The sequence below is a fragment of the Corynebacterium sp. c7Ub_26 genome (assembly GCF_053760365.1).
On record NZ_JBSNBL010000002.1, the window covers coordinates 422,519 to 448,479 of the forward strand.

At 56.6% G+C, this 25,961-nt stretch carries 24 protein-coding genes, 1 tRNA gene and 1 pseudogene; 11 read left to right on the top strand and 15 right to left on the bottom strand.

Annotated elements, in window-relative coordinates:
* Positions 1–117: 117 nt before the first annotated feature.
* Positions 118–537 carry an RrF2 family transcriptional regulator gene (locus ACWORE_RS05310; RefSeq protein WP_455303056.1) on the top strand — a complete coding sequence of 140 codons (420 nt, stop codon included), beginning with the start codon at positions 118–120 and terminating at the stop codon, positions 535–537.
* Between the two features lie 68 nt (positions 538–605).
* Here ACWORE_RS05310 and ACWORE_RS05315 read toward each other — a convergent pair whose 3' ends face one another.
* Entirely contained in the window at positions 606–2,387 is a 1,782-nt protein-coding gene (locus ACWORE_RS05315; protein WP_455303057.1) for a BCCT family transporter, read from the bottom strand.
* Positions 2,388–2,479: 92 nt separating this feature from the next.
* A complete protein-coding gene (gene rsmI / locus ACWORE_RS05320; RefSeq protein ID WP_406605668.1) occupies positions 2,480–3,349 on the bottom strand; it encodes a 16S rRNA (cytidine(1402)-2'-O)-methyltransferase in 870 nt (289 codons plus the stop codon).
* A gap of 37 nt (positions 3,350–3,386) precedes the next feature.
* Here rsmI and ACWORE_RS05325 point away from each other — a divergent pair, with 37 nt between their 5' ends.
* Positions 3,387–5,087, top strand: coding sequence for a dolichyl-phosphate-mannose--protein mannosyltransferase (locus ACWORE_RS05325; protein ID WP_455303058.1), 1,701 nt, complete (start codon positions 3,387–3,389; stop codon positions 5,085–5,087).
* 61 nt (positions 5,088–5,148) lie between these two features.
* Here the strand turns inward: ACWORE_RS05325 and ACWORE_RS05330 are convergent, their stop codons facing one another.
* From ACWORE_RS05330 to ACWORE_RS05340, 3 genes are all read right to left on the bottom strand, one after another.
* A complete protein-coding gene (locus ACWORE_RS05330; RefSeq protein ID WP_455303059.1) occupies positions 5,149–5,958 on the bottom strand; it encodes a zf-HC2 domain-containing protein in 810 nt (269 codons plus the stop codon).
* Positions 5,959–6,043: 85 nt separating this feature from the next.
* Complete coding sequence (locus tag ACWORE_RS05335; protein ID WP_296139252.1) at positions 6,044–6,454, bottom strand: DoxX family protein; 411 nt, start codon at positions 6,452–6,454, stop codon at positions 6,044–6,046.
* A 76-nt stretch (positions 6,455–6,530) separates the two neighbouring features.
* Positions 6,531–7,022: a DoxX family protein gene (locus tag ACWORE_RS05340; protein ID WP_455303060.1), complete on the bottom strand. Its 492-nt coding sequence runs from the start codon at positions 7,020–7,022 to the stop codon at positions 6,531–6,533.
* Between the two features lie 113 nt (positions 7,023–7,135).
* Between ACWORE_RS05340 and ACWORE_RS05345 the strand changes: the two are divergent.
* Positions 7,136–8,224, top strand: a pseudogene (locus tag ACWORE_RS05345) (lipoate--protein ligase family protein).
* 15 nt (positions 8,225–8,239) lie between these two features.
* Here ACWORE_RS05345 and ACWORE_RS05350 read toward each other — a convergent pair.
* Together ACWORE_RS05350 and ACWORE_RS05355 are read right to left on the bottom strand one after the other, a co-directional pair.
* The gene (locus tag ACWORE_RS05350) at positions 8,240–9,631 is read right to left on the bottom strand and encodes an FtsX-like permease family protein (RefSeq protein ID WP_455303061.1); all 1,392 of its coding nucleotides are present in this window, start codon (positions 9,629–9,631) and stop codon (positions 8,240–8,242) included.
* Positions 9,632–10,360 carry an ABC transporter ATP-binding protein gene (locus ACWORE_RS05355; RefSeq protein ID WP_406605664.1) on the bottom strand — a complete coding sequence of 243 codons (729 nt, stop codon included), beginning with the start codon at positions 10,358–10,360 and terminating at the stop codon, positions 9,632–9,634.
* 140 nt (positions 10,361–10,500) lie between these two features.
* Here ACWORE_RS05355 and ACWORE_RS05360 point away from each other — a divergent pair, with 140 nt between their 5' ends.
* The 6 genes from ACWORE_RS05360 to ACWORE_RS05385 all read left to right on the top strand — a co-directional run bounded on the left by ACWORE_RS05360 (position 10,501) and on the right by ACWORE_RS05385 (position 16,288).
* Positions 10,501–11,355: a sensor histidine kinase gene (locus tag ACWORE_RS05360; RefSeq protein ID WP_406605663.1), complete on the top strand. Its 855-nt coding sequence runs from the start codon at positions 10,501–10,503 to the stop codon at positions 11,353–11,355.
* On the top strand, positions 11,355–12,029 hold the full coding sequence (locus ACWORE_RS05365) for a response regulator transcription factor (RefSeq protein WP_296139238.1): 675 nt from the start codon (positions 11,355–11,357) through the stop codon (positions 12,027–12,029). The genes ACWORE_RS05360 and ACWORE_RS05365 overlap by 1 nt, the downstream gene beginning before the upstream one ends.
* A 147-nt stretch (positions 12,030–12,176) precedes the next feature.
* Positions 12,177–13,142: a Fe2+-enterobactin ABC transporter substrate-binding protein gene (gene fepB, locus ACWORE_RS05370; protein ID WP_455303062.1), complete on the top strand. Its 966-nt coding sequence runs from the start codon at positions 12,177–12,179 to the stop codon at positions 13,140–13,142.
* A 308-nt stretch (positions 13,143–13,450) separates the two neighbouring features.
* A complete protein-coding gene (locus ACWORE_RS05375) occupies positions 13,451–13,585 on the top strand; it encodes a hypothetical protein (protein ID WP_296139233.1) in 135 nt (44 codons plus the stop codon).
* Positions 13,586–13,622: 37 nt separating this feature from the next.
* Entirely contained in the window at positions 13,623–14,564 is a 942-nt protein-coding gene (locus tag ACWORE_RS05380; RefSeq protein ID WP_455303063.1) for an alpha/beta hydrolase, read from the top strand.
* 302 nt (positions 14,565–14,866) lie between these two features.
* A complete protein-coding gene (locus tag ACWORE_RS05385) occupies positions 14,867–16,288 on the top strand; it encodes an MFS transporter (RefSeq protein WP_455303064.1) in 1,422 nt (473 codons plus the stop codon).
* A 130-nt stretch (positions 16,289–16,418) separates the two neighbouring features.
* On the opposite strand, the gene ACWORE_RS05390 is transcribed toward ACWORE_RS05385, so the two are convergent.
* Positions 16,419–16,946 (bottom strand): DUF805 domain-containing protein, encoded by a 528-nt coding sequence (locus ACWORE_RS05390; protein WP_406605659.1) that lies wholly within the window; start codon positions 16,944–16,946, stop codon positions 16,419–16,421.
* Positions 16,947–17,227: 281 nt separating this feature from the next.
* Between ACWORE_RS05390 and ACWORE_RS05395 the strand changes: the two genes are divergently transcribed.
* Together ACWORE_RS05395 and ACWORE_RS05400 are read left to right on the top strand one after the other, a co-directional pair.
* Positions 17,228–17,767 carry a type 1 glutamine amidotransferase domain-containing protein gene (locus ACWORE_RS05395; RefSeq protein WP_406605658.1) on the top strand — a complete coding sequence of 180 codons (540 nt, stop codon included), beginning with the start codon at positions 17,228–17,230 and terminating at the stop codon, positions 17,765–17,767.
* A 95-nt stretch (positions 17,768–17,862) separates the two neighbouring features.
* Positions 17,863–17,935, top strand: a tRNA-Ala gene (locus ACWORE_RS05400).
* Positions 17,936–18,175: 240 nt separating this feature from the next.
* Here ACWORE_RS05400 and ACWORE_RS05405 read toward each other — a convergent pair.
* From ACWORE_RS05405 to ACWORE_RS05435, 7 genes are all read right to left on the bottom strand, one after another.
* Entirely contained in the window at positions 18,176–18,970 is a 795-nt protein-coding gene (locus ACWORE_RS05405; protein WP_455303065.1) for an MFS transporter, read from the bottom strand.
* Positions 18,971–19,521: 551 nt separating this feature from the next.
* Positions 19,522–19,698, bottom strand: coding sequence for a hypothetical protein (locus ACWORE_RS05410; protein WP_406605656.1), 177 nt, complete (start codon positions 19,696–19,698; stop codon positions 19,522–19,524).
* Between the two features lie 93 nt (positions 19,699–19,791).
* The gene (locus ACWORE_RS05415) at positions 19,792–20,799 is read right to left on the bottom strand and encodes an NAD-dependent epimerase/dehydratase family protein (RefSeq protein ID WP_455303066.1); all 1,008 of its coding nucleotides are present in this window, start codon (positions 20,797–20,799) and stop codon (positions 19,792–19,794) included.
* A gap of 88 nt (positions 20,800–20,887) precedes the next feature.
* Positions 20,888–22,540, bottom strand: a complete 1,653-nt coding sequence (gene sepX, locus ACWORE_RS05420) for a divisome protein SepX/GlpR (RefSeq protein WP_455303067.1) — start codon at positions 22,538–22,540, stop codon at positions 20,888–20,890.
* A 182-nt stretch (positions 22,541–22,722) separates the two neighbouring features.
* Positions 22,723–23,448, bottom strand: a complete 726-nt coding sequence (locus tag ACWORE_RS05425; RefSeq protein ID WP_455303068.1) for a GNAT family N-acetyltransferase — start codon at positions 23,446–23,448, stop codon at positions 22,723–22,725.
* Positions 23,449–23,463: 15 nt separating this feature from the next.
* The gene (glp, locus tag ACWORE_RS05430; protein WP_455303069.1) at positions 23,464–24,798 is read right to left on the bottom strand and encodes a molybdotransferase-like divisome protein Glp; all 1,335 of its coding nucleotides are present in this window, start codon (positions 24,796–24,798) and stop codon (positions 23,464–23,466) included.
* 86 nt (positions 24,799–24,884) lie between these two features.
* Positions 24,885–25,808, bottom strand: coding sequence for a UTP--glucose-1-phosphate uridylyltransferase (locus ACWORE_RS05435; RefSeq protein ID WP_455303070.1), 924 nt, complete (start codon positions 25,806–25,808; stop codon positions 24,885–24,887).
* Positions 25,809–25,961 lie beyond the last annotated feature (153 nt).

Sequence of the window (25,961 nt, forward strand, 5' to 3'; positions counted from 1 at the left end):
CGCGTTGATCACAGAAACCACGCGGTCATTCACACAACAAATCACACGAACCACACGTGAATCGTCGGGCCGGTTCTCGTATTTTTTGGCCCTGGCCCGTGGCGCTACGCTGAAACTGTGAATCTTACGAAGTTCTCTGATCTCGGTTTACGTGCCCTCATGCATATGGTGGGGTCAGGGAATGCGCGGACAACAGCCCGCGAGGTAGCCGAAGCGATTAACGCTCCGCGAACCCATGTTTCGAAGGTCATATCGCGGTTGACGGAATTCGGCATTATCGACGCCACTCGTGGCCGCGGAGGGGGAATCACTTTGGTCGACGGCGCCGAGGATTATTCCGTCGGGGCCATCGTCCGTTTCCTCGACGGGCCGAGCCCGGTGATCGACTGCGAGCACCCCCACCCCTGCCCTTTTAACGTCAACTGCCGGCTGCAGCACGAATTAGCTCAGGCACAGGAGGCGTTTTTCGCTTCCTTGGATGCAGTGACAATAAAAGACATCACGCCCGCGAGGCCTCAGGTTCCTCACCAGGCGTGATGTCTTTCGTGTTCCTTCATTGACGACGGCTAGTCGTCGGCCGTCACCACGGTTCAGCTAGTCAGCTGCTAGTCAGCTCTCGTCATCGCTGTCGACGGTCCGTCTGACGAACCGCCAGTAGCTTGCTCAGAGGTCTGTTCAGACCGCCGGTCCTTTCCTCGGATCTTGTCAGCGCGACGACGCTGGCGCGCAGCATGAGCCGCCTCCACCCGTCGCTCGCGAGCAAGCTTCAACGCGAAGCGTCGGTGCTCACGGTGATCCAAGTACACAGGGTCTTCCCTAAACCCTTTCACCAGCGCAAACATCAGTGCAATGATAATCAGGAGGAAGGGTGACGCCGCAATAATCGTGACCGACTGCAGGTTATTCAACGCGTCCGATCCGCCGGAAACCAGCAGCACAACACCGATTGCGGCGGTGAGCACACCCCACAGGCACGTGACGCGAACGTCGGCAACAATACGGCCGTTCTGGGACATCGAGCCCATCACCGTCGAGGCCGAGTCAGCGGACGTGATGAAGAACGTAGCAAGCAGAATCATCGCCAAGATGGAGAAGATCTGCGCCCCAGGCATGGTCTTGAGCAGCGAGAACAGCTGGTGGGTGGAATCACCGTCACCCCAAATGGAGCGGCCAGTTTCCTCCAGGTGAACAGCCGTCCCACCGAAGATGGAGAACCACACCACCGTAATTGCCGACGGAACCAGCAACACCACGCAGACGAACTCGCGGATGGTGCGTCCGCGCGAAGTGCGGGCAATGAACATTCCGACGAAGGGTGACCAGGAGACCCACCATGCCCAGTAGAAGATCGTCCAGGTGCCCAGCCATTTACCGGCCGTACCATTATCGGTGTCGGCAGTGCGGGCAGCCATTTCGAAGAATTGCTGGACGTAGCTGCCGAATGCCGTCGGGATCATATTCAGAATAACGACGGTCGGGCCCACGATCAGCACGAAAATCCCCAGGACGGCGGCCATGACCATGTTCGCATTCGAGATGTACTGAATTCCCTTGCCGACGCCCGACGCGGCGGATGCCAAGAAGAACAGGGACAGGATGACCACGACACCGACCAGCACCGGCGTACCCGGGTTGTGGATGATGCCGGTTTCGTCCATCCCTGAGCCGATCTGCAGCGCGCCCAGACCCAGCGATGCGGCGGTACCGAACACAGTGGCAAAAATGGCCAGGACGTCGATGGTTTTACCCATCCAGCCTTCGGCCCTCTTGGCACCAATAAGCGGGATGAATGCAGAGGACAAAAGTTGTTTACGGCCCATGCGGAAGGTGCCGTAGGCGATGGCCAGTCCCACGATGGCGTAGATTGCCCAGGGGTGCAGAGTCCAGTGGAACAGTGTCGACGCAAATGCCGAGTTCAGGTCTTCAGGCTCTGAGCCGGGCACACCTTCGCGGAAGAACGTGAGCGGCTCTGTCGTGCCATAGAACATCAGGCCGATTCCCATGCCTGCCGCGAACATCATCGCAATCCAGGATGGCGTCGAGAATTCGGGTTCTTCATCGTCGCGGCCTAACCGGATGGAGCCGAACCGCGAGAACGCGATGGACAAAATGTAGAAGACGAAGACCGTCCCGAACAGGACGAACATCCAACCAAGGTTGTTGACGATCCAGCTCAGGGCGTCAGAGGCGAACTCCGCGAACCCGTTGGGCGCGATAAGTCCCCATAGGATGACAGCGAGCACGAGTGCTGCCGCGGGTCCTACGACTCTCCAGTCCGTGGGAGCGTCGTCGGTAGCGTCGGACATGCCGAGCTGCCCCTCCCCCGTCAGCACTTCGGGATCATAGTCACCAAGAATGACTTCAGGATCGATATTCTTATGGTCCATTCGTCCACTATGTAACAGGACTCTTTTTTATTCAATTGCTACTCAGTTTTCAGCAATTATTAAGCTCCGCCTATTCACTGCCTATTGGCTGCCTATTCACTCGCCTTTCTGGCGTCGACGACGGCCTCATAAAGATCCTTTTTCCGCATCCCCCACTGGTCAGCGACAACTTTGCACGCGTCCTTGAGACGAAGACCGTCAGCCCGCACACGCGCTTCAACATCATCAATGAGGTCTTCCACCGGCGGATGAGTATTTGCGTCACGAGCACCTTCCAGGACGACGGTGATCTCACCACGGATCCCCTCCGCAGCCCAGGAGGCAAGCTCCTCCAGCGTCCCGCGACGAACCTCCTCATAGAGCTTGGTGAGTTCACGGCACACAGCGGCACGACGATCGCCACCAAGAATCTCCACCGCCGCGTTCAAAGTCTCTTCAATGCGGTGAGGCGATTCGAAGAACACGCAGGCGCGTCGTTCTGTGACTAACGACGCTAACCACTCCCGACGGGCCCCGGCCTTGCGCGGCACGAAACCGTCAAAACAGAAGGTACCGACGTGAAGGCCGGACATCGCCAGCGCGGTGGTCACGGCCGAGGGGCCCGGGATACAGCCCACGTGGGTGCCCTCGTCGTGGGCTCGTTCCACAACGGGGAACCCGGGGTCGGAAATGACGGGCATACCGGCGTCGGAAATGATGAGAACAGTTCTGCCACGCTGGGCTTCTTTAATGAGAGCATCGACGCGGCTGGATTCATTGTGGTCAAAATTCGACACCAGATGCCCGGAGATGTCGATGCCCAACGCATTGGCAAGATTGCGTGCTCGGCGGGTGTCTTCTGCTGCGATAACGTCCGCGGTGGCGAGGGCATGACGCAGCCGTGGCGACGCGTCGTCGATGTTGCCTAATGGCGTTCCCGCGACGACGATCCCGCCGCGATAGGACGAATTATCCTGACTCATATGTCTAGCTTCCCATACAGCTGGCATACTAATTTGCGTGACTGCCCGGAATTCTTCGCCGACACCTCTCATTTCGCCCTACCGGTGGACTCAAATCGTGATAGGCATCCTGGCTTTCTTGACGCGGTTCATCGGTTTGAGTTCTCCGACAGATAAAGGTGCCCCGGTTTTCGACGAAAAGCACTACGCGCCGCAAGCGTGGCAAATGGTGAGATCGTGGAGTAACCCCTTTGTCGGCGGGATTGAAGATAATCCAGCGTACGGCTTGGTGGTGCACCCGCCTGTGGGCAAACAGATCGAAATGATTTCCGAGTGGCTCTTTGGCTACAACGCGTTTGGGTGGCGGGCAGCCTCCGCAACGTGCGGTGTCATCATCATCCTGCTGATTATGGGCACCGTGAAGCGCTTGGCGGACTCCACCATGATCGCCTGCATGGCGGGCATTATCGCCATTTGCGACGGTGTTCTGCTGGTTACGCAGCGCACGGCAATGCTGGACGTTTTCCAGTGCATATTTGTGGTGGCGACGGCATATCTGTTGGTGCGCGATGCACAACAGATGCAGGAGCGGATGAAAAAGGTCCGTCACGAAGACCGGATGACAGATTCCCCCTGGGGACCACGCATGGGATATCGGTGGTGGCGATTCGCCGCCGGAATCAGCATTGGTTTGGCGACCGGAGTGAAATGGTCAGGTCTCTTTTACATTTTCTTCTTCGGATTGCTGTCGGTCATGGCCGATTTAGCCCGACGACGCCGCTTCGGTGTACAGCGCCCTGTGTTGGGCACGCTGCGCCGGGATACGTTCCCCGCGATTGCGTCGCTGGCTATTCTTCCTCTGGCGGTCTACATGTTCTCGTGGCGGGCCTGGTTTGCCGACCAAAACAGTGTGTACAGGCATGCTAAAGAATCGGGGCTCATTGATGATGGAAGCATTCTGAAACATGTTCCCTCCCCTTTGAGCAATTGGCTGTATTACCACCAGCAAGTACTCCAGTTCCACGCGACCTTAACGAATTCCAACGGGCATTATCATCCATGGGAATCCAAGCCGTGGTCCTGGTTGGCCTCAACGCGTCCCATGATTTACTACGACTCAGTTCACGACGACGGCACTCACTACGCGCAGATGCTCTTCGGGACGCCCATTATTTGGTGGATATCTGTTCCTGTCATCGCGTGGGCCGCCTGGTGCTGGATTGTGGGTAAGGATCGACGCTGGGCTGTGCCGGTTGTCGGCTACGCGGCCGGATTCCTGCCGTGGCTCACCGACGTAGACCGTCAGATGTATTTCTTCTACGCGACAAATATGATCCCATTCCTTATCATGGCGATTGCGCTGTGCCTGGGGCAGCTGTATTCGTGGTCCATTGCGGATTCGCGCTTGAAGAACCGCGCTTTGGGCAAGCATCTTGGGGGCTACCTGTCACGGCGTCGACAAGGGGGTGCTAGCCGACGTCGGGCTGATGCACAGTCTGGTGTCGCAGGGAACCCGGGCTCGTCGCGCATTCGACCGCGCGCGGTAGGAGCGTCGGGAAGTGTAGCGATGCGCGCTGCCTCGTCCTCCCGCTGGGCACGCGTGAAATCGCTGTGGATCAATGACACCGGATCCATCCTGGCGTGCCTGTACCTGGGTGCGGTGGTCGCGATGTTTATTTACTTCCTGCCACTCATGGTGGCCATGCCCTTGTCCGGCTCGGAGTGGGATGCTCATATGTGGCTTCCGAGCTGGAAATAAGCCACGCTCCCCGGCGCCGGGAAGGGGCCCCCGGCACGGGCACAAAACACTGTCACGCGGCCTACTGATCCCCCACGTGATGGTGGACGTCGTCATTGGCCTCGTTAATGAGGCGGGCCGTTTCCCTGGCATCGGAAAAAGTGGACTTGACGGGCCGGGCGCTAAATGATTTCAAGGAGCCGGTCACGTCGCCGGCGCTGACCCCAAGGTGGCTGAACCAGCACCACACCATGACAAGGACGGTCACGATGAAGAGAACGAGGCCCATCAGCTGCTGAGGTGTGGCAAGCCCGAGGACAATGTCCCTGGAGGCGAAACCCGCGGTAAAGGCCCAGAGGGCACCGAAGAGGGGGATCATTCCGGCGGTCATGCGTGGACGCCACGCACACCAGAAGAGGGAGAACCCGAGGGATAAACGCATGGCGGCGGCGTCGATAAATAAACGTGCGACGTCGGGGTCGTGAGAATCCCCCACTGCACCATCGGAGTCGCCGCCCGACGGGACTGGACTTCCGGTGAGCGTCGTCGAGTGGCTCAACAAATAGATGGCCCAACCGACATAAATGAGCCCAAGAACGATGAGGACGATCCGGGATAAGGACAGGGAAATGACTCGCCATGACCGGCGGTGTGGCAGTTGATCTTCCGGTACGGATTGGACGAGGGACTCGGAAAAATCGGGGATGGATTCGGAGTCGTCAGCGGGGGCCACGCGCAAGGTGCGCCCGAGAGTCAGAGCTTGGGTGTACCAGTTTTGGCAGTCTTCGCATTCCGCCAAGTGGGCGTCGATCACGTCGTCGTCCCAGGTTGCGCGGGACCGTTCGCCGTCTATGCGCGCTGATAGTGCTTGACGCACCTCACTGCACTCCATAATTCCCCTTCATCATGCCGACCAGACCGTCACCTCAGGGCAACTACCCCAGAACAGCCGTTCCAAAGTAGCAGCCCCAGAATCGTCAGGATCGTCGCTGGAAGAAGTAATCGAGGCTAGCTCTGCCGGCACCAAAAATGGCGATCACGATGAGAGTGACGATAAGGAGAGCAACAAACTCCACTCCGTCGTTGGCGACAAAGAAGCCTCGATGAAGATGGACAAAACAGAGCGCACCGACCATGTCCATAATGAGGACAACAGAGGCAGCGGGTGCCAGGATCCCCACAAAGATCATGGCGCCGCCGATCATTTCGACGAATGAGACCAGAGCAGCGATGAGCTCTGGCTGAGGGATCCCGAGCTGATCAAATTGTCCCCCGGTTACGGATAAGCCTGTCATCATCGCTTTATCCCAGCCGTGGGCAATGAAGATCAAACCGACGACAATGCGCAGCAAGAGAAGTGCTGCGTCACGAACCTCCGGTTTATTCATAAACACGACCGTACCCGAGCTAGACCCGGAGCCGGAAAAAAGAGGATTTGCACATCGTGGTAATAAAGACCCCATCTTAGGCAAGAGTGGGTTCTAAGCCCTCACGCGGCTGGGTGATCTCGCTATGCGTGGGCCCCACGGTGGAGCTCTTCTTCCACCCAAACAGGAGTTTGTCAATACTAACCGCACCGGCTCCGGTCAAGAGGAGTAAAAGTGCACATGCGCCCAAGATGAGGACGTATTCATAGCCACCATCGCTGCTCCACAAGCCGGCATCCTTATGCGCAAACCAGAACGCTCCTACCATATCGATCAATAAGACAAAGCTGCTAAGACGAGTGAGAAAACCCAAGATTAAAAGAACGCCAGTGACCAGTTCACCCCAGCTCGCCAGGGTTGCTGCTACATCAGTAGCCGGGATGTTCATGGCTGCGAAGGAGTCGCGAGTACTCCCCCAGCCTTTAGTGACGGCGTTTTGCCAGCCGTGCATGACAAAGAGAAAACCAAGGACGAGGCGAAAGATAAATAAGCCTGCGTCACGGAAGAAAGAATCCAATTTCATTGACATATCAACTACATTAGCAAACATAGCCAACCAAGTATAGAAAGCAGAGCGTCGATATGGGTAGCCAAACTCTAGGGCTCTAAAGAGCTTTTGTTAGACCAACTATAATGAAGTGCATGCCAACAGATACTCACCCCTCGTCGACAGGACCTATTCACTTTGAACTCAAAGTGCCTGGCGGGAAACTCATTGTTATTGACACCACCGTCGACAACGACACCATCACATCATTACGGCTCTCTGGTGATTTCTTCCTCGAACCCGATGAAGCCTATGACGAAATTGGGCCTGCATTGGTAGGAACAAAAACCTCCGCGTCTACTGAGGCACTTGAATCGCGACTTAATTCCGCATTAGCTCATTTCGACAATCTCGATCTCGAAGGACTAACCATTCACGACATAGCCGTCACCGTGAAACGAGCGGTCTCAGCCGGCAAAGATTTCACCGATTACGAGTAGGAAATTCTTCGCCCCGGTGTGCTCCCCACCCCAGTCAACGTTGCTCTCGACGAACTGCTCTTGAACCAGGTCGCCGATGGACGCCGCGGCCCCACCCTCCGTTTCTGGGAATGGGATGATAAAGCCGTCGTTTTTGGTTCCTATCAATCGTATTCAAATGAATTAAACCAAGAGGGAATCGACAAATACGGAATTACTCCCGTGCGTCGAATCTCCGGTGGCGGCGCCATGTTTATGGAAGGCGGAAACTGCATTACCTATTCGCTCTATGCCCCCATCGAACTGGTCCAGGGCTATTCGTATGTCGCATCCTACGAATACCTCGATCAATGGGTGCTAGCAGCTCTGGCCAAGCACGGGGTCAACGCCTGGTACGTTCCCATTAATGACATCACGTCCGACGGCGGAAAAATCGGTGGAGCTGCACAAAAACGCCGGCATGGAGCTATCCTTCATCACACCACGATGAGTTACAACATTGACGCCGACAAGATGATGGACGTCCTCCGTATCGGGAAGGTCAGGGTGTCGTCAAAAGGTCTGGCGTCGGCAAATAAGAGAGTTGATCCCCTGCGACGTCAAACCGGTGTCCCCCGAAAGACGATCATCGACACCATGGCTCACGAGTTCATGACGCGGTACGGCGCGACACCCGCGTCGCTGACGGACGCGGATATGAAGGAAGCGGAAGAACTGGTCGCCACCAAGTTCGGTAATGATGCATGGACAAAGCGGATCCCGTGACAACCAGGCTGTCAACTAATCATTCCGGCGAACGTGCTGACTAATCTGCTTCTGGCGCAATGGATCGACAATTACTACTGCGACCACTGATAAAATCAAGCTCATCACGAAAGCTGCGATAATCCACGTTAATTGCGGCCCCACTGAGAGGTCCTCGACAAACTGTCCGTACGAAGTCCAACCCAAATACAGGCCGAATAGGAACATAAAACCACTGGTCATGAGGAGCGGATAAAAGGTCTGCTTCATCGCCACCCTCTTATGCAGTGACGAGGGCACTCCTACGAGATCAAGCGCACGGGTAAGCTCCGCTTCTTCAAAAACAGTGGATGCCTGGTTCAACATGGTTCCACTGATCGAAATGAGCAAGCCAACACCATAAGTAACGACTGCTCCAGTGAACGTGTCCCGACTGACTGTGGGGTCACCTAACTCATCCCCCGGATTCTCTGGCATGACTGCTACGTAGCCCAACAGGAGTGCGAGGAAAGTGAGGGCATTCGTCCGTTTCCATGCGGTACGTCCGTCGGTCATGACCCTACGCGTCGCCAAGAAATTAAGCCGACCCGGAAGAAAGCTTGATATGCGGGCAGCGATCTGGATCAGCCAGGGGACCACAAGGTTGATGCCGAACACGATCACATACAAGATGACGGCGACGATAGTTAGTGTCTGAGTTAAGTTTTCGGCATCGGCCTTGATGTGGGACAAAGCGACGCGGGCAATCACGAAGATCGCGACAAAAAGAATCAGACGCCAGAACCGTAAAGCCGTAGGAACGTCCCGCTTCGATACCCCCAAAGGGGACACCATGACGCGCTTGAGACCAACTACCGCAGCTACCGCTGCTAAGACAAGGATGATTGTCCATAACGCTGGGTAGCCCCACCACGGCAAGAGGATTTCCCAGAGACCGATGTGGGTGTTTTGGAAACTAACTAGCGACCACGCCGGTGCCGTCACCACATAAAGCACAGTTCCCAGCACTAAACCGAGGAATGCTAACGCACTGGTTTCCACCAAGGTAAGCCGTGTGATGTCTCGGTTGGATAGCCCCAGTAACCTGAGCATTGCTAAGCGCCGCTCACGGCCGGAAGCTCCTAAAACAGCTGATTGCGCCACGAGAGACATCATCGCGGGAACAACAAACACACAGGCGAGGGCGGCAAGGCCAACATAGGTTTGCCGTAACCCATCACTCATCGCCCGGAGTGATGCCGCCGAGGGGTGGCGGTAGCGTTCATAGAACATCCACGTCCCACCGGCAACAGTCATAGCCATCCACGTACTCACGGTAAAAGCAGAGACCGCTAACGCTGACAGCCATTTATTTCCCGTCCCCGCCGTGTGAGACGCTTTTTGTAGCTGGACGCCTAGGCGAGAGAGCGTCGACAAGGAAACAGCCATTTAACTCACCGCCCCGGACAACATGCGATCGTCGTGAATGATGCCATCGCGAATTTCAATCCGACGCTGGCACCAATTCGCGACACTTTGATCGTGAGTCACCATCACCAACGTGGAGCCGGCCTGCTCGGTGATCGCGATCAGCTGCTGCATAACTTCATGACCGGTCGATTGGTCGAGAGCACCCGTCGGCTCGTCGGCAAAAATAATTGCCGGTTTAACCGCGATAGCTCGGGCGATGGCTACACGTTGCGCTTGGCCACCAGACATTTTTCCTGGTCGACGACGAATCAGCTTCCCCAACCCCAAGCGCTTCAGTATGTCAGTGGCGTCAGCATAAGCTTGCTTACGGGACTCGCCCTGAAGAATTGCCGGGAGAGCCACGTTTTCCTGGGCCGTGAGCTCTGGGAGGAGTTGTCCGTCTTGGAACACAAACCCGAACTCGCGCAGCCGGAGCGCCGACCTTTTCGCATCATTCAGCCGTGAAACGACGGTATCACCGTACCGGATTTCACCGTCGTCCGGAACAAGCACACCGGACATGCAATGCAAAAGAGTGGACTTGCCCGACCCCGACGGCCCCATGACCGCAACGGATTCGCCCTGACCGATCTCCAAGGAGATACCCGTCAACACGGGGGTTGAGGCGAACGATTTCGTGATGTCGTGGACAACCAGCGAGGACCGGGAGGAGCGTCGCTGGCTCTGTTGCGCGTTGTGATCTTTCATGGCACCTATTTCACAGTTTGTCCACCGAGTTCACCACAGCTCTAGCGCCCGAATCGTGGTAGATCTAGCACTACCCCCATCGCTGGTGGAGAGGATGCGGCCGCTACTCACGCGGGGTTTAAATTTCTATCATGGCACACATGGCATTATCAGCCTGGCAACGATTATCGCACCACTTACGGCCCTGGAACCGGTCCGCTGATTCACGGTCGCATGAAAGCGTGGCCGCCGAGCGCATCAACGAGTTGACGGCGTCGCGCCGGGCAATTGCCGATGCTTATGAAGTCGAGCGGCGTCGCATAGAAAATGACCTTCACGATGGGGCTCAGCAGTATTTTGTGGCTGCGTCTCTTAAGCTCGGGGAAGCCGAACTTGAGGCAGAGAATGGGAGCCCGGAGTTACAGCAGCTCCTTGAGGAGACGCGCTCGCACCTTGACGATGGGCTTGATGCTCTCCGCCGGACTGTCCACGGTATTCATCCGCAAGTGCTGCGCGACCAGGGCTTATATGCCGCCGTTCAGGAGATAGCCGAATCATATGGCTCGAATATCGCCGTGCATTGTCCGCATCCACTCCCCGAGCTTCAGCCCAGTGTGCTGGCGTCGGCCTATTTCTTCTGTGCCGAGTGCCTGACCAATGCTGCAAAGTATGCTCCCGGCGCGCCCGTGACCGTGCTTTTGGTCTCTGACCAGGATTTACGGATTTCTATTGTCGACGAGGGGGACGGCGGAGCTCGCCTGGGCCCGGGATTATCGGGAATGCGTGAGCGCTTGGCCGCCTTCGGAGGCTCGATGCAGCTGAACTCGCCGGTGGGCGGGCCGACGACGGTGATTGCGTCGATTCCTGTCATGCTCAACCGCGGGCAGAGCGGATATCCCACGGCCGACTCCCCTAGTGCCGCGACTGCTTCTACGACTACTTCCACGGCTGCTTCCGCGGGGTCTACTTCCGCGACGTCCGGTCGGAATGTGAACCAGGTTGGTGGGGATTCATAATGAAAATTGTCATCGCCGACGATTCCGCCTTGTTGCGCGAAGGCGTCGCAGGGTTAATTGAAAAACGCGGATATGAGGTTATGGCGAAGCCGACGTCCGCCACGGAATTACTCGACGCCGTAACCACCCTCGGTAATGATCACGGATTACCTGATCTCCTCATTACCGACGTGCGCATGCCTCCTGACATGCGTGAAGACGGTTTACGAGCCGCTCTTCAGTTGCGCGAGCGTTTTCCGTCGTTAAGCATCATGGTGCTCTCTCAATACGTGGCTCCTGCTTATGCGCGTGAACTCTTCACTCCTGGAACCTCCCACGGTGCGGGCACGGGCTACTTGCTGAAAGATCGGATCGGAAAAGTCAAAGACTTCCTGGAGTCCATCACGATCGTCGCGCAGGGCGGAGTGGTCATCGATCCGGATGTTGCCACAGCATTGATGAAATCCGGCAGATCAGGTTTGCGGCTGCTCACCGCGCGCGAACGTGAAGTGATGGAACTCATGGCGCGCGGAAAATCCAACGCCGAAATAGCGCAGGACCTGTTCCTTTCTGGTGCTGCGGTGGCGAAACATGTGTCCAATATTTTCCTAAAGCTCAATCTCGAACCGGGTGAAGATAATCGCCGGGTACGCGCGATTCTGGAGTATTTAACGGAGACGACGGGGCTGATCTGACCGAGTTAATCCGAGGGGTTAATCCGACGCGGTTAAACGATAAACCTGCAGTACACTCCGGCTCTAGATTTGGGGCTATCTTTACTTTTGCACGTCCAGTAGTATGGGGACCCTCATTTGTTTGTTTCTCTAGAAGGAGTCACCTTCGTGTCCCGTTTCAGGTCTCCCCATCGCTTGCGCTCAGTGCGGGCGGTTGTAGCGTCAACACTCGCTGTATCACTCATCATGGGTACAGCCGCATGCTCACACAATGAGGATTCAACCCAGTCGTCATCGGATACGGCCTCTTCTTCATCTTCTGAATCAGGTCAGAGCTCATCCGCACAGGCCAACGAAACGTGGCCCCGCACTGTGGCCACCGATCACGGGGAAGTCAAGATCCCGGCCAAGCCGAAGAAAGTCGTGTCGGCTGCGGTAACACTGACTGGTTCCTTGCTTGCCATTGGTGCACCGGTCGTAGCGTCGGCAGGCGGACAAAAGGGGATGCCTCTCACCGATGACAACGGCTTCTTCACTCAGTGGTCCCAGGTTGCGGACAAAGAGCATGTGAAGGTCCTGGATCTCAACCCCTCGGCGGAGTCCATCCTTGCTGAAAAACCTGACTTGGTCGTGATGTCCTCCACGGGCCAGGACGCCACGCCTGACCTCTATGAACAGATTTCAGAGGCTGTCCCCACAGTGATGATCGACTACTCCGACAAAGACTGGCAAGATATCGCCACAATGCTCGGGAAAGCGACAGGCCTCGAGAAGAAAACCTCTAACGTCATTAAGAAGTTTGATGACACCGTGGCCGAAGCTCGTGATGAGATCAAGAAGCCTGCGCAACCGGTCACACCGTTGGTATACACGCCACAAAACAAGTCGGCACGTGTGTGGACAAAAGAGTCTGCACAGGGCAAGTTGCTCACCAAGCTCGGTTTCACCCTTGCCGACGTTCCAGAAAGCGCACGCGGAGCAAATTCGATGGGTCCCCGGTCTGACGTTTATGTGGTCTCCGCTGAAAATCTACCGACGGCGGCCACCGGCAAGACCGCGTTCCTCTTCGCCGCAGATGATAAAGCCGTGGATGCATATAAGAGCAATCCGGTGCTGGCCGATACCCCGCTGTGAAGAACAAGTCCGTGTATTCCATGGGGACTGACACGTTCCGGATGGATTACTACAGCTCACTGGCCATGATTGACCGTTTAGAGGACCTGTTCGATTAAGACTCCGCCTCCCGCATCGTTGAGATCAAATCCCGTTGTGTGTCCCGGGCCGACTGCCACTACTCGGACCTTGGTTTTCTGGTGGCAGGAACCGCAAGCCCCTGACGCGCAAACATCACTGTCGCGTGGCGACGGCCATCGTCGTCGCTATGACACAGTGTTTTCCACCTCTCTGGAGTTCATGATCACCACGATGCTGCCCTCCACCGAATGACGGATCACCACGATGGGTGGTGGTCATTCACGGTGACCGTACCGTCGGATCTTTGCGGCTCCTACTACATCATGCCTGCAGAAGCGGTTCCCGACGAGGTCGTGGAGACTCCCCGTCACGACGATACCTGATCAACAGATCGATTTTCGGGCGCGCTGGAAAGCCCTCATGACACTCATGGTGATCGATCCGCGCGCCCAGATACCTCCTCTACGATCAGGACGATCGTCACAGCCCTCACCCGATACTGACCATTCCTACCGCGCGAAGTCATCCGGGATTGTTCGGCTCGATGATGCCTTGCCCGAGCCTGGTTGGGACACCGCGAACACATCCGACGCACCTGCTGGCACCACGACTGCCGGGTTTACCCCCTACACATGGCACTCATCGTCGGAGTTTTTCCAGGACAGACATGTGTGGGTGCGGACTCCCGTCGGCAATCAAAGCGATAATTATCGCCGTCAACCGTGGCTGCTCATTCTTCTCGACGGCCAAAATTGGTACGGGGCGCACACCGGTTTTGATTATGCACTCCGCGCGCCCGAGACCAGCGGCAGCATTCCCGAGGTCACGGCGGTAGCCGTCGAAACGACAGATTCCACAGAGCGCGGACAGAACCGCCTCCGCGATCTCGGCTGTAACCCTGGCTGGAGGCGTGCGCTCAAGGACGACCTCATCCCCGCCATCACGCGCGACTACGGCATTGCCGATCCCTACGTCATTGTTGCTGGCCAGAGCCTTGGCGGGCTATGCGCCGCCGACTGCGTTATTGAAAGCCCCGAAGCGTTCCATGCCGCTATCGGGAGTTCGCCATCATTCTGGTTTCCGACGCGACAGGGGCCACGCCTCCCCGGCCCACCTGGGGGACTCATCGCGGAGAAGCTCCAGAAACAAGCCACTGTGGCAGCACTCGCGCAGAATGATTCACGGTTCTATTTCGACGTGGGAGCCGGCGAAGGGTTGATGGAGTCTCATGCGCGCGCGGTCGTCGAGGAGCTGGAACGAGCCCATATTCGCTGCCACTTTGATATATCCACACATGGGCATGATCCTGCAGCGTGGCGGGGTGCCCTGACGCGGGGACTCTACTTCATGGCGGCGCAGTAGCGTTCCCCAAAAGCGCATTATGAAAAGCCGCGCCAATTCCCACACTCACCCCGGAGTCAATACCCCATTTCCACACCTTAAATAGGGTGGTTTTGGTCTTTATCTTTCAGAAAAACTTGGGTTCGCAGCCCAAAAACTAGGCTGGAGTTAGTGGGCCAGCAACAACGCCTCTCACTGGTTGACGCCGATTTTTCAACCCCAGCATCCGCTGTTAGCTGACCATTTTTATGCGCAGCATGCCCACCTCACAGGACGTGTTGCAGATATTTCATTCATCTGCCTGCTTTTGGAGGCGACTTACAATGGCTGATGAACTAACTGGCACCACATTCGAACAATCCACTACCGAACGCGGTCGTGAGCTCTTGGCCCGCATGGATCGCTTCCCTGCGTGGCCACTGCGCAAGCGTGATTTCTTAGTTATCGGTATCGCATACTTCTTCGTTTTTTATGACATCAGCGATATCGGTTTCGCCATGCCGGCTATCGACGAGCAAATGAATTTGGGCCAGGACATGTCCTTGTTCGTGGCCCTTGCCGTTGGCCTCGTGGGCTACATTATTGGTTCACTGCTCGCTGGCTGGCTTTCCGACGCAAAAGGACGGAAAGTCTCCTTCATCGGTTCCCTCGTTTTCTCTGGAGCGGGATCTCTCCTCTGCGGGTTCTCCTTCACAGTGTGGGACCTTTCGCTCTGGCGCTTCTTGACCGGCATGGGCGTGGGAGCAGCGCTCAACCTGGCGTCCACTTACGTCGGCGAAATTGCACCGGCTAACCAACGCGGCAAGCTTTCCGTCGCCACCTTTATGGTCGGAATTATCGGCCAAGCGATCACACCGTTCGTTGCCCTGGCATTGGTTCCGAACTTCCACACCGGATGGCGCTGGCTATTCTTCATAGGCGCACTTGTCGGCGTCTTCGGTGTTCTCTTTGCCCTGGCCCTCCCCGAGTCGCCCAGGTGGTTAATTTCCCAATGGCGCTGCGATGATGCCGAAAAGATCATCGAGAAGATGGAAACGAACTTCACCGATGAGCAGCTGCGTAAAGGCCAGAAGATTCATGAGGAATTCCGGAAAGAGGTTGAAAAAGAAGAAGAGAGGCAGGATCGCTCTCTTGGGCTCACCGGGACAGACAGCGCACCGTCGCTCACTGAAGGAAAGTACCTGCGCACCGCCATTGTTATGGCTCTGATGTGGTTCCTGTGGTACATCGGCAACTACGGCTTCTTGGGTGATGCCCCCGACCTTATTTCGTCGCACGGCGAGAACATTGCCGGGTCGATTCTGTACCTCGCCATCGGTGCGATCGGCTACCCGACCGGCGCGCTCATCATGATCTTTATCTCCGATAAATTCGAGCGCAAGTACCTCATCTTTGTTTGTACGCTGGTGTGGGCAGCCGGAATGCTGTGCATCGCGACGATGGCAAGCTCCTTCATGGTGACCCTTGGTTCATTCCTGGCGTCCATGGCATTGGGATCCTACCTACAGATGGGCTATACCTTCACCGCGGAATCCTTCCCGACGACGTTACGTGCGCGCGGGTTCTCCATCGCGGATGGCTGTGGTCACCTCGGTGGCGCGGTTGGTTCGCTCCTGCTGCCCTTCGTCGTTAACAAGACGTCGTTCTTCGCTGGCTTTGCGATGATTGCGTTGACTGGTGTCGCCGCCGGATTGCTGGCATTGACAGGGCCGAAGTCGTCGTCGAGGTCGTTGGAAGACATTTAACGGCGGTTAATGCCGATCTCATACGAGTCATGGCGGGGTTGAGCTTCCCCGCCATGTCAAGGCCCGATTCTCAGGTTCTTCAACACGTGACTTTCTTTTGAGTCACGTGTTTTTCGTCGTCACGTGGTTGTTAGACGGCAGATGAAAGGTTTTCTTTGTCGTCCCACTTTTCTTTCATCTTCTCGGGTCTTGATGGGAAAATCACCATGATGAAATACGCTATAACACCAATACCCGTGAAGATAATGAACCACCACGGTCCGGCAAAGCCAGCATCATGCAAGCGTCGCCATGTGAGCGCAAGACTTGGCACCAAAATAATCAAATTAAAGATAGCGTTGGCGATCCCCAATGGATTGCTCAGATCATCCGGATTCACACCAGCACTAAGCCCTGCTATGAAAACCGCACCGCTGATAATGAACAAGACCAGCTGGACCCACCAGTATTCGGACCTCGAGGAGCGCCCTTTAAAACGGAAGGCCCTGGTGAAGAATCTCTTGACGGCTGCAGGTAAGCTTGCACCGTAAAAGGGCTGCGACAATGGCGGCTCACCTTTGTACTCAGGGGCATCATCGGGGCCGTGGTATCCACCTGGAGTAGCGGCTCCGTATTGTTGGGTGTCGTTCTGCGACGGGAATGGCTGCATATCAGTCATGCTCCCTACCCTAACAATTTTTCCCATCGTTTTTTAGGCCAAAATAAATCTTTTTAGCTTTTTAACTAAATCCGAACATCGGGCTAGCGCCACACATGGCCACACGTGATGGAATACATCTCCCTCATACGTGTTGGATCTAAACGGGAGGACGGAACAGGACCGCCATATGATCGCGTTTTCATTCCGCGGTGCGCTCTCTTCTCTGGAAAGAGAAGCCGTTCGCTCTCCAGAACATATCAACGCAATAAATCTATTCGAATTTCTGAGGAGATAACGTCATGGCAAAGAAAGCAGTCATCATCGCAACCGATTTCGGCGTCGAAGAGCCAGAAATTATCTCACCACGCGACGCCTTATCGTCGGCCGGCATTGATGTCACCATCGCCTCCAACTCTGGCAACGACATTCAAACGGTGACCGGCGACAAAGACTGGGCATCCACTGTCAAGGCCGACACAACCCTCGACAAAATCAGTGCCGACGATTACGACCTGGTCGTTCTCCCCGGAGGGACCGTCAACGCCGACACCCTTCGCATCGATACGGAGGCTCAGCGCATCCTTAACGAGTTCGCGTCGGCCCACAAGCCGGTGGGCGCCATTTGCCACGCACCGTGGGCGCTGATCGACGCCGGACTGACCGAGGGCAAGACTATGACGTCGTATCAGTCCATTCGCACAGACCTCAAGAACGCGGGTGCTCACTGGGTGGACAAAGAAGTCTTCCGTTGCCCCGGGAATGACTGGGTATTGATCACCTCACGCAACCCGCATGACCTGCCGGCCTTCACCAAGGCACTCACCGACGAACTGTCTTAACGAGCTGCAGCGGGATTCAGCTCGGCCCCGTGGCACCCAACAACCTGTTTGTTTTGGGGATCACGGATCCTCGGAGTAAAGTGCTGGGGGTCCGCGGGGCATTGGCGCAGTTGGTAGCGCGACTCGTTCGCATCGAGTAGGTCAGGGGTTCGATTCCCCTATGCTCCACAAACACTGTTTTCCCTGGTCTCTGTTGGCCAGGGATTTTCGTATATCTGCAGGTGGGGGCGCCTCTAAATAACTACATCCGGAAACATCGAATCACTACCAGTTTTATCTTTCGAATGAACGTGTAGCTCAGATACTCCTTCGGTAACTACTACGCATGACTCTTTAGCCAGGAAAGTGTTGCTATCGACTTCCGGCCTCGGTCAGGGGTTCCGTTTGTACAAGGCTAAAGATGATGATTTACCACCTCTTTCGTGCCTTTCGCTCAGATGGTGTCTGCTTTCTTTGAAGACAAACAGCCCATCCAAGGATCGCGAGGCATGCCCCGGCAGTTACTGCCGATCCCCAGCGGGCTGAGAGCATATCGGCAGTCCAAGGGGTCACGGCCGCCGCAAGTGAGTAGCCGATGCCGCCGGCAGCGTACAACAGAGAAAAGGCGGATGCCCTACGTTTGTGCGAGACTAGATCAGATACGATCACTTGCCTTAAGACCATGGATGGCGCCTGAACAACCCCTATGAGCACTGCAATGCCTAGCAGGATTGAGTAAGACTGGACGCTTCCTACCGTCGCTAAAAGGGCAATCATGAACACCGTTGAGATCATCGCAAGTAACTCGGGCTTCGGCCACGACTTCTTGATGCCGAAAACCGACGAAGCAGCAACGCTCCCCAAGGCCAATAAAGCTAAGACAAAACTTGCTTTCTCATCTGACCCAAACCAGTGGGTCAAAAGGCCAGGAACCAGTGTGTCGAAGGAGGCCGTGACAGCCATGATCACACCAGACGCGACAACTGGAACTGCGATGGGACGGAATGATGCTTTTCCACCCTCTCCAGACTCATGGCGATAATTGCTGGGAATTGCAAGAGGGGCCACTACTGCTGCTCCAAGCAATAACAGCGCTAAGGAAACGTATGCAATTACCGTATTCGTTTGGTGAACCAGCACGACACCCAGGATTGGCCCCAGAACCCAACATATTTGGTTCACGACATTGTCAATCGCGAGTATCCGCTGGGAACTGCTTGTCATTTGAGTGGCAGAGGACCTAAGAACACCTGGTATTGGTGATGAAATCGCCCCAAGGACAAGGATGGCTAAAGCGGCACCCAGCCATAAAGAGGGGATGAACCACAGTATTGCCCCAGCTACGAGCAGTAGCATGGCCCCGACAAGGCAAATTGTTCTTAATTCCCGACCAATCGCTACTTGTTTCATCTTATGGGTGAGCCATATTGCCCCAGCTGCTTCTCCCGCCGCATAGCTACCAGAAATCAGACCTCCGGCAGCATAGCTTTTCCTACCGCTGCCGTTCCAACCACGGCCACCATTGGGATGGTGGTTACGACTAGCCGCGTAACCGGGGTTGCTATCGCCCATGCGAGTTGATTACTCGAAAAGTGTCCCATCTAGGTTTTCTCCTCGGAAGTCGTTTCTCTGGTATGCCTAGACGTCATCAAAATGCGGTCGTTACAGTAGACGATACTTTGGCTTAAGTAGGCCAGTCCGGAGGCGTCCAGCAGCATCATCAGCGGTAGATGTGTAAGGCGGCGATGAACTGCGTTTTATGCCGATTACTCAGCTCACCGGGCACGACGCTGGCGTCTTTTTACCAGTTCAAACTCCTCGTCAACCAGAGCTTTCTCAACGGTCAGCTTCGCTAGTTGCCGCTTGAGCTCGTCAACATCATCGGGGAATGACGCTTCCAGGCTCGCCCGCGAGGGAAAACCGGCTCGGCTTTCTCGTTCACGTTTACCCATTAAGCCCTACTCTCCCTTGTCGCAGTACGTGTGGGCCCAACTATAAACAATCATTGTCGAGCGCAGGTCAAACTTATCCGCAGATAAATTCTTCTAGTCTTCCGCCCTATTCTCTAGCGTGTATGTGGCGGCATCGATAACAGTGTCTTCAATGGGCCGTGGATCCCACCCAAGCAGCCGTTGCGCTTTACTTGTGTCATAGTGGTGCTCCATGCCGATCAACGTATTCATAACCGCCATAGTGGAATTGAACCGAGCACCAACCTTAATAACGAAATCGGGGATGGTCATCGTACTAATCTTGCGGCCCTGCTCCCCAAGACGATCTTTAAGTAACCTCGCCATCTGAGGCATTGTAATTTCACCGGGCTGGGCGATAAAACGCTCCCCGTCAGCTCGATCGTCGAGCATTGCAAGAATGTGCAGATCGGCCAGATCGCGGGCGTCAACTGCCTGGTACGTAGCCTTCAGACTCGGTGCACCGCGCAAAATCGACGTGAACAATAGCTCGGTACTGGAGCGTCGCCCATTCATAAACGGCCCGAAAATTGCTCCGGGAAGGATCGTGACGAGCTTTGTTCCCGCCTGCTTGCCAATGATGTCCCACGCGGTTCTCTCCGCCACAACCTTGGACCGCATGTAATTGGTGACAAGCTTGTCATCGATATCAGTCCAGAAGGTTTCGTCGATGGTGCGGTGCATATCCGCACGGCCAGGGAAGACCGCTGCTGCCGAAGAAGTCATGACGATTTTCTTGACTCCCGCATCGATAGCGGCATTAAAAACGTTGATTACCCCAGCTTTTGCGGTTGGAATTAACTTTGGGTCATTGTGGTTCTCCCCACCGAGGGGAGACGCCAAGTGCAATACATAGTCGATCCCTGTAGCGGCTTCCGGCCACCCTTCAGAGGAGCCGAGATCCGCGACGGCGAACGACACATTGCTGGTATCGACGCCTTCAGCAGCAAGCATGTCAACGATGACGGTGCTCTTGGCCGAGGAACGAACGGTGGTGCGGACCGTGTGACCCTGCTCTAAGAGTTTGCGGATAGTCCAGCCGGCGAGGAAACCGGTGCCACCGGTGACGAGTACATTACTCATAGGACTGCTCCTTCGGCGGGTAATAGCCACTCACGATGCATGAAGCCAAGAGCAGGTTAAGCAGATTTGGTTAAGCTACTTAACCCCTCTACCCCACACGACGGAAGTGCGTCACGCTTGCGCGCCCATCACCGTCTGTCTCATAGAGATCGTACTGGCGGTCGATGTAATCGCCGTCGTCCTGCATGTCATCCGATTCCTCAACACCGAAGTAATCGGCAGCGTCCACGTACTCCAGCTCAGCCAACTCCGGATCAGTGTCATTCGTTTCAATAACAGTCCCGGCTGGCCGACGTAACCGCGACGCCACAGCCCGATCATCATGATCATCCTCGGCGTTCCGGACACCCATCCGGGCACGCCGCATCCGGCGAAGACGGCGAGCCGCCAGGCGCTGCTCCTCAATGGCCTGCTTCCGCAAGAACGCTAGGTACACACCGGTAGCGACAGCGCCGACAACAGCTCCGGCCCACATAGCACCACCGAACGCAAAGCCGAGGACCAACAGAACAACCGTCACCGCAGCCAAGCCGAAGAGCGCACGCTTACGCTGGGTAAACCGCCGCCGGGCATTCCGCTCGGCGAGCTCAGGGTCGTACACGCCCCGACCACGCCGACGGTCCACATACGCCCGATCCTCATCCGTCACCGCGATGTCGTCGTATTCAGAGCGCGCAAGTTCCTCGAGCTCTTCGTCCGATAAAGCATCCAGCCCGTCGTCGAAAAGCATGGTGCTCGAGCGCCGTTGAGCTTCACGACGCTCCTCGCGCTCGTCGTCTGATTCATCGGCAAAGTCGTACGCGTGCTCAAATGCCGGGTCGCCATCGCGATAATCCACGACATCCTCCGGGCGATCATAGGCATCGGGGAACCTCTCTCTGTCCTTCGCCACGGCGTCGTCGGACCCGAAATAACGGCCATACACGATTGAGGTACGGCCTTCACCGGTGAGCACATCATCAGCCGATTCCTTGTCGACGGAAACCGGTCGACTGCCCCGTCGGGAACCGCGATCCTGAGACGAAGCCGCATCCGCAGACTCCAGCTCGGGAACGCCCTGGACCGCCCCGGACGAATCCATAATGACGTCGCCATCGACAACGCCCACCGGGACGCTCGATTTCTCGCCCGATGCCGTTTGATCGTCCTTCGTCTCACCGACCGATCCGGAGGCTTCATCCTCGGCGTCGTCGGTGTCGTCGACGAACTCTTCAAACTCGGCATCATCGACCGGTTCTGTCACAGCGTCATCGACGTCATCAGCCACAACAGACGAGGCAGCAAACGATTGATCGGAATCCTCAGGTTCCAGCTCCCCTACCACGACATCTTCGTCATCATGTGTGTTATCCCCCTCGACATGCTCCCCGGCGTGAGCCTCCGAATGAACTTCCCGCACCGAAGCATCGTCAGCGTCGGACTCACCGTGATGCACAGAGTCACCGGAATACACAGCGTCGCGGTCATCGTACGCGCGGAAGTGGACGTCGTCCTCGTCCAACAAGCGGTACTCGTCCTCGGCCGGCTCGGTTTCCACATCGGGTAAGGCAGACCGACGTCGCACATGCTTCGTCAACCGACCAGAGGACGCTACTGACCCAGACCCGCCACGGTACAGAACGCGCGTTTCCTTCAACGCCTTCGACGTACGACGCACTGGCCCCTGGTTTCGCAAAAGCAGTGGCGCCAGAACAGCAAGCCACAGCACCACAATAAGAACGATCAAGAGGGAACTCGACACGTCGGAATCTCCTTAACTGACGTCAGCCGCGGGGAATCGAACACGGACAACGATATTTCTCACTAAAGAGTAGCCCGTCACACCCGTAACATGCGTGTGCCACGCCCACAGATACGAATACCGAACGAATGCCGGAACATTCGCAATCCAACCAGACATCCGACCCAACCAGGGATCTATCATTAGCTTTCACGTCTCCCCCGCCCGCTACTCTCTAACCATGACACCACTCCACCGGGGCACTCCTCCGATGTCAACGCATACAAGAAATGATCGCGCCACTGCCCATCAATATTGATACTGCGGACCAACTCCCCCTCATAATGAAAACCGACGTTCTCCAAAACGCTTATCGACGCGACATTCTCGGGCAACACTGTCGCCTCGACCCGATGCACACCCACGGACATCATCGCAGCATCGACGCCTAAAGCCACGGCGGCTGTTCCCACACCGCGCCCCCAGAATGGGCTCGCAATCCAATAACCGATCCAGCACGTCGAAAGCGAACCATGCTGAATCCCGCCCACAGTGACCTGACCTGCGAATTTCCCGTCACACTCTACGGCGAACGGGACCGACGCACCCCGCGCAGCGGACTCATACAGCGAATCCACCACGGACAACCACGAGGGCACCGTGTGCACCTCATCCCACGAATCGGTCGCCGTCGGTTCAACCGCCCGCAACGTAGCCTCATCATTGCGGCGGAGACGCGCCCATTCCGGCCCATCATCCTTCACAACCGGGCGGAGCCTCACCGAACCACCGGGCACGTGAAGTACCTGCGTTTCTTCCGGCCACCCAGGATGCGCACTGCTCAGCTTCACGCCATAGCGTCGATACAGATCGCGATCTTTCACGGACCCCACACCGACGCGATCCAACAGACGAGTCAAAACCCCCATGACAGCCCCTGCTATTTACGCGCGATTCGACAAGAACAAAACATCAACAACATCACCCGGCGCGATCCCCACCACGTCCTCAGGCACATGGATAAGGCAATTCGCCTCAGCAAAGCTCCCCAACAAATGCTGCGGGGCGCCAGGGGAGGCACCGAGGGGATCTACTAAGTACTCGTCGGTGCCACGATCGCGCATCAACTGGCCGCGGATGAAACCACGCCGTCCCGGCATCGAACTCACGCCGTGTAATGCCCTGGCCTGGATAATCCGACGCCGGCCACCGCGTCGTCCAGCTTCATATTGAATGAGCGGACGGATCATCGTCTCGAAAATAATCAGGGAACCGACGGGGTTCGACGGCAAGAGGAACGTCGGCACTTTATTGGGCCCCAACAGGCCAAAGCCTTGGGTCGAACCTGGGTGCATTGCGACGCGGGTGTACTCGATGTCGCCTAAATTACTGACGATATCGCGCATCCGCCGGGCCGCGGATCCTCCCACAGCGCCTGCGATAACGATGATTTCGCTGCGGAGAATCTGCCCCTCCATGATCTCCTGGAGGCGGCGCGGTTCACCCGCGATCACGCCGACCCTGTGGGCATCTGCTCCCGCCTCTTCCGCAGCAGCGGCCAGCGAATACGAATTCACGTCGAAAACCTGACCACGGCCGGGCGTTCGGTCTGAATCAATCAGCTCTTGACCGATCGACATCACAGCGACCCGCGGCCGTGGATACACGAGGACCTTCGACCGCCCCACCGCAGCTAAAAGGCCAATATGCGCTGGGCCAATAACGATCCCCTCGCTGACAATAACGTCGCCTTCCAGGACGTCCGTGCCAGCACGATGAATAAAATCGCCCGACTTCACAGGAAACAGAGGCCGGATACGTCGGCCATGACGCTCCACCCACGCTTCCGGAATGATCGCGTCAGAGAGCGTCGGTACGGGCGCACCAGTTTCTACCCGGACTGCCTGATTGGGCTGCAGACGCAGTGGCCTGTGCGAACCCGCGCCCACATCGCCGACGACGGGCAGTTCGGCAAGTTTCCGATGCTCACGGTCACCACGACGATCAGGCTCATAATCCTCATCGGGCAGTGGCTCAGGTGGGCGTTGATCCTCTGGACGATCATCCGCCGGGGCACCTTTTGCACCCCGCGGTACAAGGTCGACAGCGCGAACAGCGTAACCATCGATGGCAGCTTGATTGAAACCTGGAACCTGCCGGTCACCACGGACTTCTTCAGCACTACGCAACCCCAGCGAATCCGAAATAGCCACACGAACGGGCTCCGGAGTTACGGCAGCGTCCGCGATAATCGCAAGCTGCTCTTCCACTGAGCGCACGTTACGTCCTTTCACCCGGGTAACACAGCAGCATATGCTGCCTACTAACTCTACCCCGGGTGAGACCGGGGCATATCACATTAAGGCTAGCTGTCCTGGGCCAACCTTTCCGTCATATACGCCCTCAGCGAGTCGCCATACTCGGGATCCTTCAGGCCGAAGTCAATACAGGCCTTGATGAACCCACCCGGGTTGCCCAAATCGTGGCGAGGGCCACGGTGAACCACCACATGCACGGGGTGATCCGACTTGATGAGCAGCTCAATGGCATCTGTGAGCTGCAGCTCGCCGCCCTTACCGGGCTCGATCTTACCCAGCGCCTTGAAAATATCGCGATCCAACAGGTAACGGCCGGTTGCCGCCAGCGTCGAGGGTGCGTCTTCCGGTTCAGGCTTTTCCACCATGCCCGAAACGGCGTAGACATCATCATCGGGTTGACCACTGACCTCGAAGACCCCGTAGTCGGAGGTTGCTTCCTTATCGACGTCCACCGCGCAGAGCACAGATCCGCCGTATTTTGCGCGGACCTCAAGCATCTTGTTCATGACACCATAGGGCATGACAAGGTCATCGGGAAGTATGACGGCCACGACGTCTTCGTCGGGGTCAAGAACCTCTTCAGCCTGAGCGACGGCATGACCAAGCCCTAAGGGGCGCTCCTGAGTGACCGAAACAGCGTCGATAAGTTCGGTCGAGTGCTGCACTTTCTGCAGCCGATCCTCTTTGCCGCGCTTCTTGAGTGTCTCTTCCAGGAGATCATCATGGTCGAAGTGCTTCATCAGCCCTGACTTGCGCGGGGAGGTAACGATAGCCAAGCGTGAAGCGCCAGCCTCGCGGGCTTCCTCCGCAATGAGCTCGATACCGGGCCGGTCAACAACCGGGAGAAGCTCTTTGGGTACGGTCTTCGTCGCCGGAAGGAAACGGGTACCCAAACCAGCGGCTGGTACGATGACTGTACGCAACGCAGCCTGACCATTTCCGCCATTATCATCTTTGTTCATAGGAGCCATGCTAACCGACAACCGACGCAGAATCCGCTTTCCGAGCTAGGAATTTTCCTACGGATTACTGATAAAACCGTAAAATGGTCGGTCTTGGCGCCCATCTCCTTATGAAAATCCCTTGCGACATCGTGGTTGATGGGGTGCTTGGTGACGTGGTGT

Excerpts from the sequence above, each read along its gene's own strand:
- ACWORE_RS05435 (WP_455303070.1), bottom strand. The coding sequence starts at position 25,808 with ATGGCTCCTATGAACAAAGATGATAATGGCGGAAATGGTCAGGCTGCG.
- ACWORE_RS05415 (WP_455303066.1), bottom strand. The coding sequence starts at position 20,799 with ATGAGTAATGTACTCGTCACCGGTGGCACCGGTTTCCTCGCCGGCTGG.
- ACWORE_RS05365 (WP_296139238.1), top strand. The coding sequence starts at position 11,355 with ATGAAAATTGTCATCGCCGACGATTCCGCCTTGTTGCGCGAAGGCGTC.
- ACWORE_RS05360 (WP_406605663.1), top strand. The coding sequence starts at position 10,501 with ATGGCATTATCAGCCTGGCAACGATTATCGCACCACTTACGGCCCTGG.
- ACWORE_RS05410 (WP_406605656.1), bottom strand. The coding sequence starts at position 19,698 with ATGGGTAAACGTGAACGAGAAAGCCGAGCCGGTTTTCCCTCGCGGGCG.
- ACWORE_RS05395 (WP_406605658.1), top strand. The coding sequence starts at position 17,228 with ATGGCAAAGAAAGCAGTCATCATCGCAACCGATTTCGGCGTCGAAGAG.
- ACWORE_RS05335 (WP_296139252.1), bottom strand. The coding sequence starts at position 6,454 with ATGAATAAACCGGAGGTTCGTGACGCAGCACTTCTCTTGCTGCGCATT.
- ACWORE_RS05315 (WP_455303057.1), bottom strand. The coding sequence starts at position 2,387 with ATGGACCATAAGAATATCGATCCTGAAGTCATTCTTGGTGACTATGAT.
- ACWORE_RS05340 (WP_455303060.1), bottom strand. The coding sequence starts at position 7,022 with ATGTCAATGAAATTGGATTCTTTCTTCCGTGACGCAGGCTTATTTATC.
- ACWORE_RS05330 (WP_455303059.1), bottom strand. The coding sequence starts at position 5,958 with ATGGAGTGCAGTGAGGTGCGTCAAGCACTATCAGCGCGCATAGACGGC.
- ACWORE_RS05350 (WP_455303061.1), bottom strand. The coding sequence starts at position 9,631 with ATGGCTGTTTCCTTGTCGACGCTCTCTCGCCTAGGCGTCCAGCTACAA.
- rsmI (WP_406605668.1), bottom strand. The coding sequence starts at position 3,349 with ATGAGTCAGGATAATTCGTCCTATCGCGGCGGGATCGTCGTCGCGGGA.
- ACWORE_RS05385 (WP_455303064.1), top strand. The coding sequence starts at position 14,867 with ATGGCTGATGAACTAACTGGCACCACATTCGAACAATCCACTACCGAA.
- ACWORE_RS05375 (WP_296139233.1), top strand. The coding sequence starts at position 13,451 with ATGACGGATCACCACGATGGGTGGTGGTCATTCACGGTGACCGTACCG.
- ACWORE_RS05355 (WP_406605664.1), bottom strand. The coding sequence starts at position 10,360 with ATGAAAGATCACAACGCGCAACAGAGCCAGCGACGCTCCTCCCGGTCC.
- ACWORE_RS05380 (WP_455303063.1), top strand. The coding sequence starts at position 13,623 with ATGACACTCATGGTGATCGATCCGCGCGCCCAGATACCTCCTCTACGA.
- ACWORE_RS05425 (WP_455303068.1), bottom strand. The coding sequence starts at position 23,448 with ATGGGGGTTTTGACTCGTCTGTTGGATCGCGTCGGTGTGGGGTCCGTG.
- ACWORE_RS05405 (WP_455303065.1), bottom strand. The coding sequence starts at position 18,970 with ATGACAAGCAGTTCCCAGCGGATACTCGCGATTGACAATGTCGTGAAC.
- ACWORE_RS05390 (WP_406605659.1), bottom strand. The coding sequence starts at position 16,946 with ATGACTGATATGCAGCCATTCCCGTCGCAGAACGACACCCAACAATAC.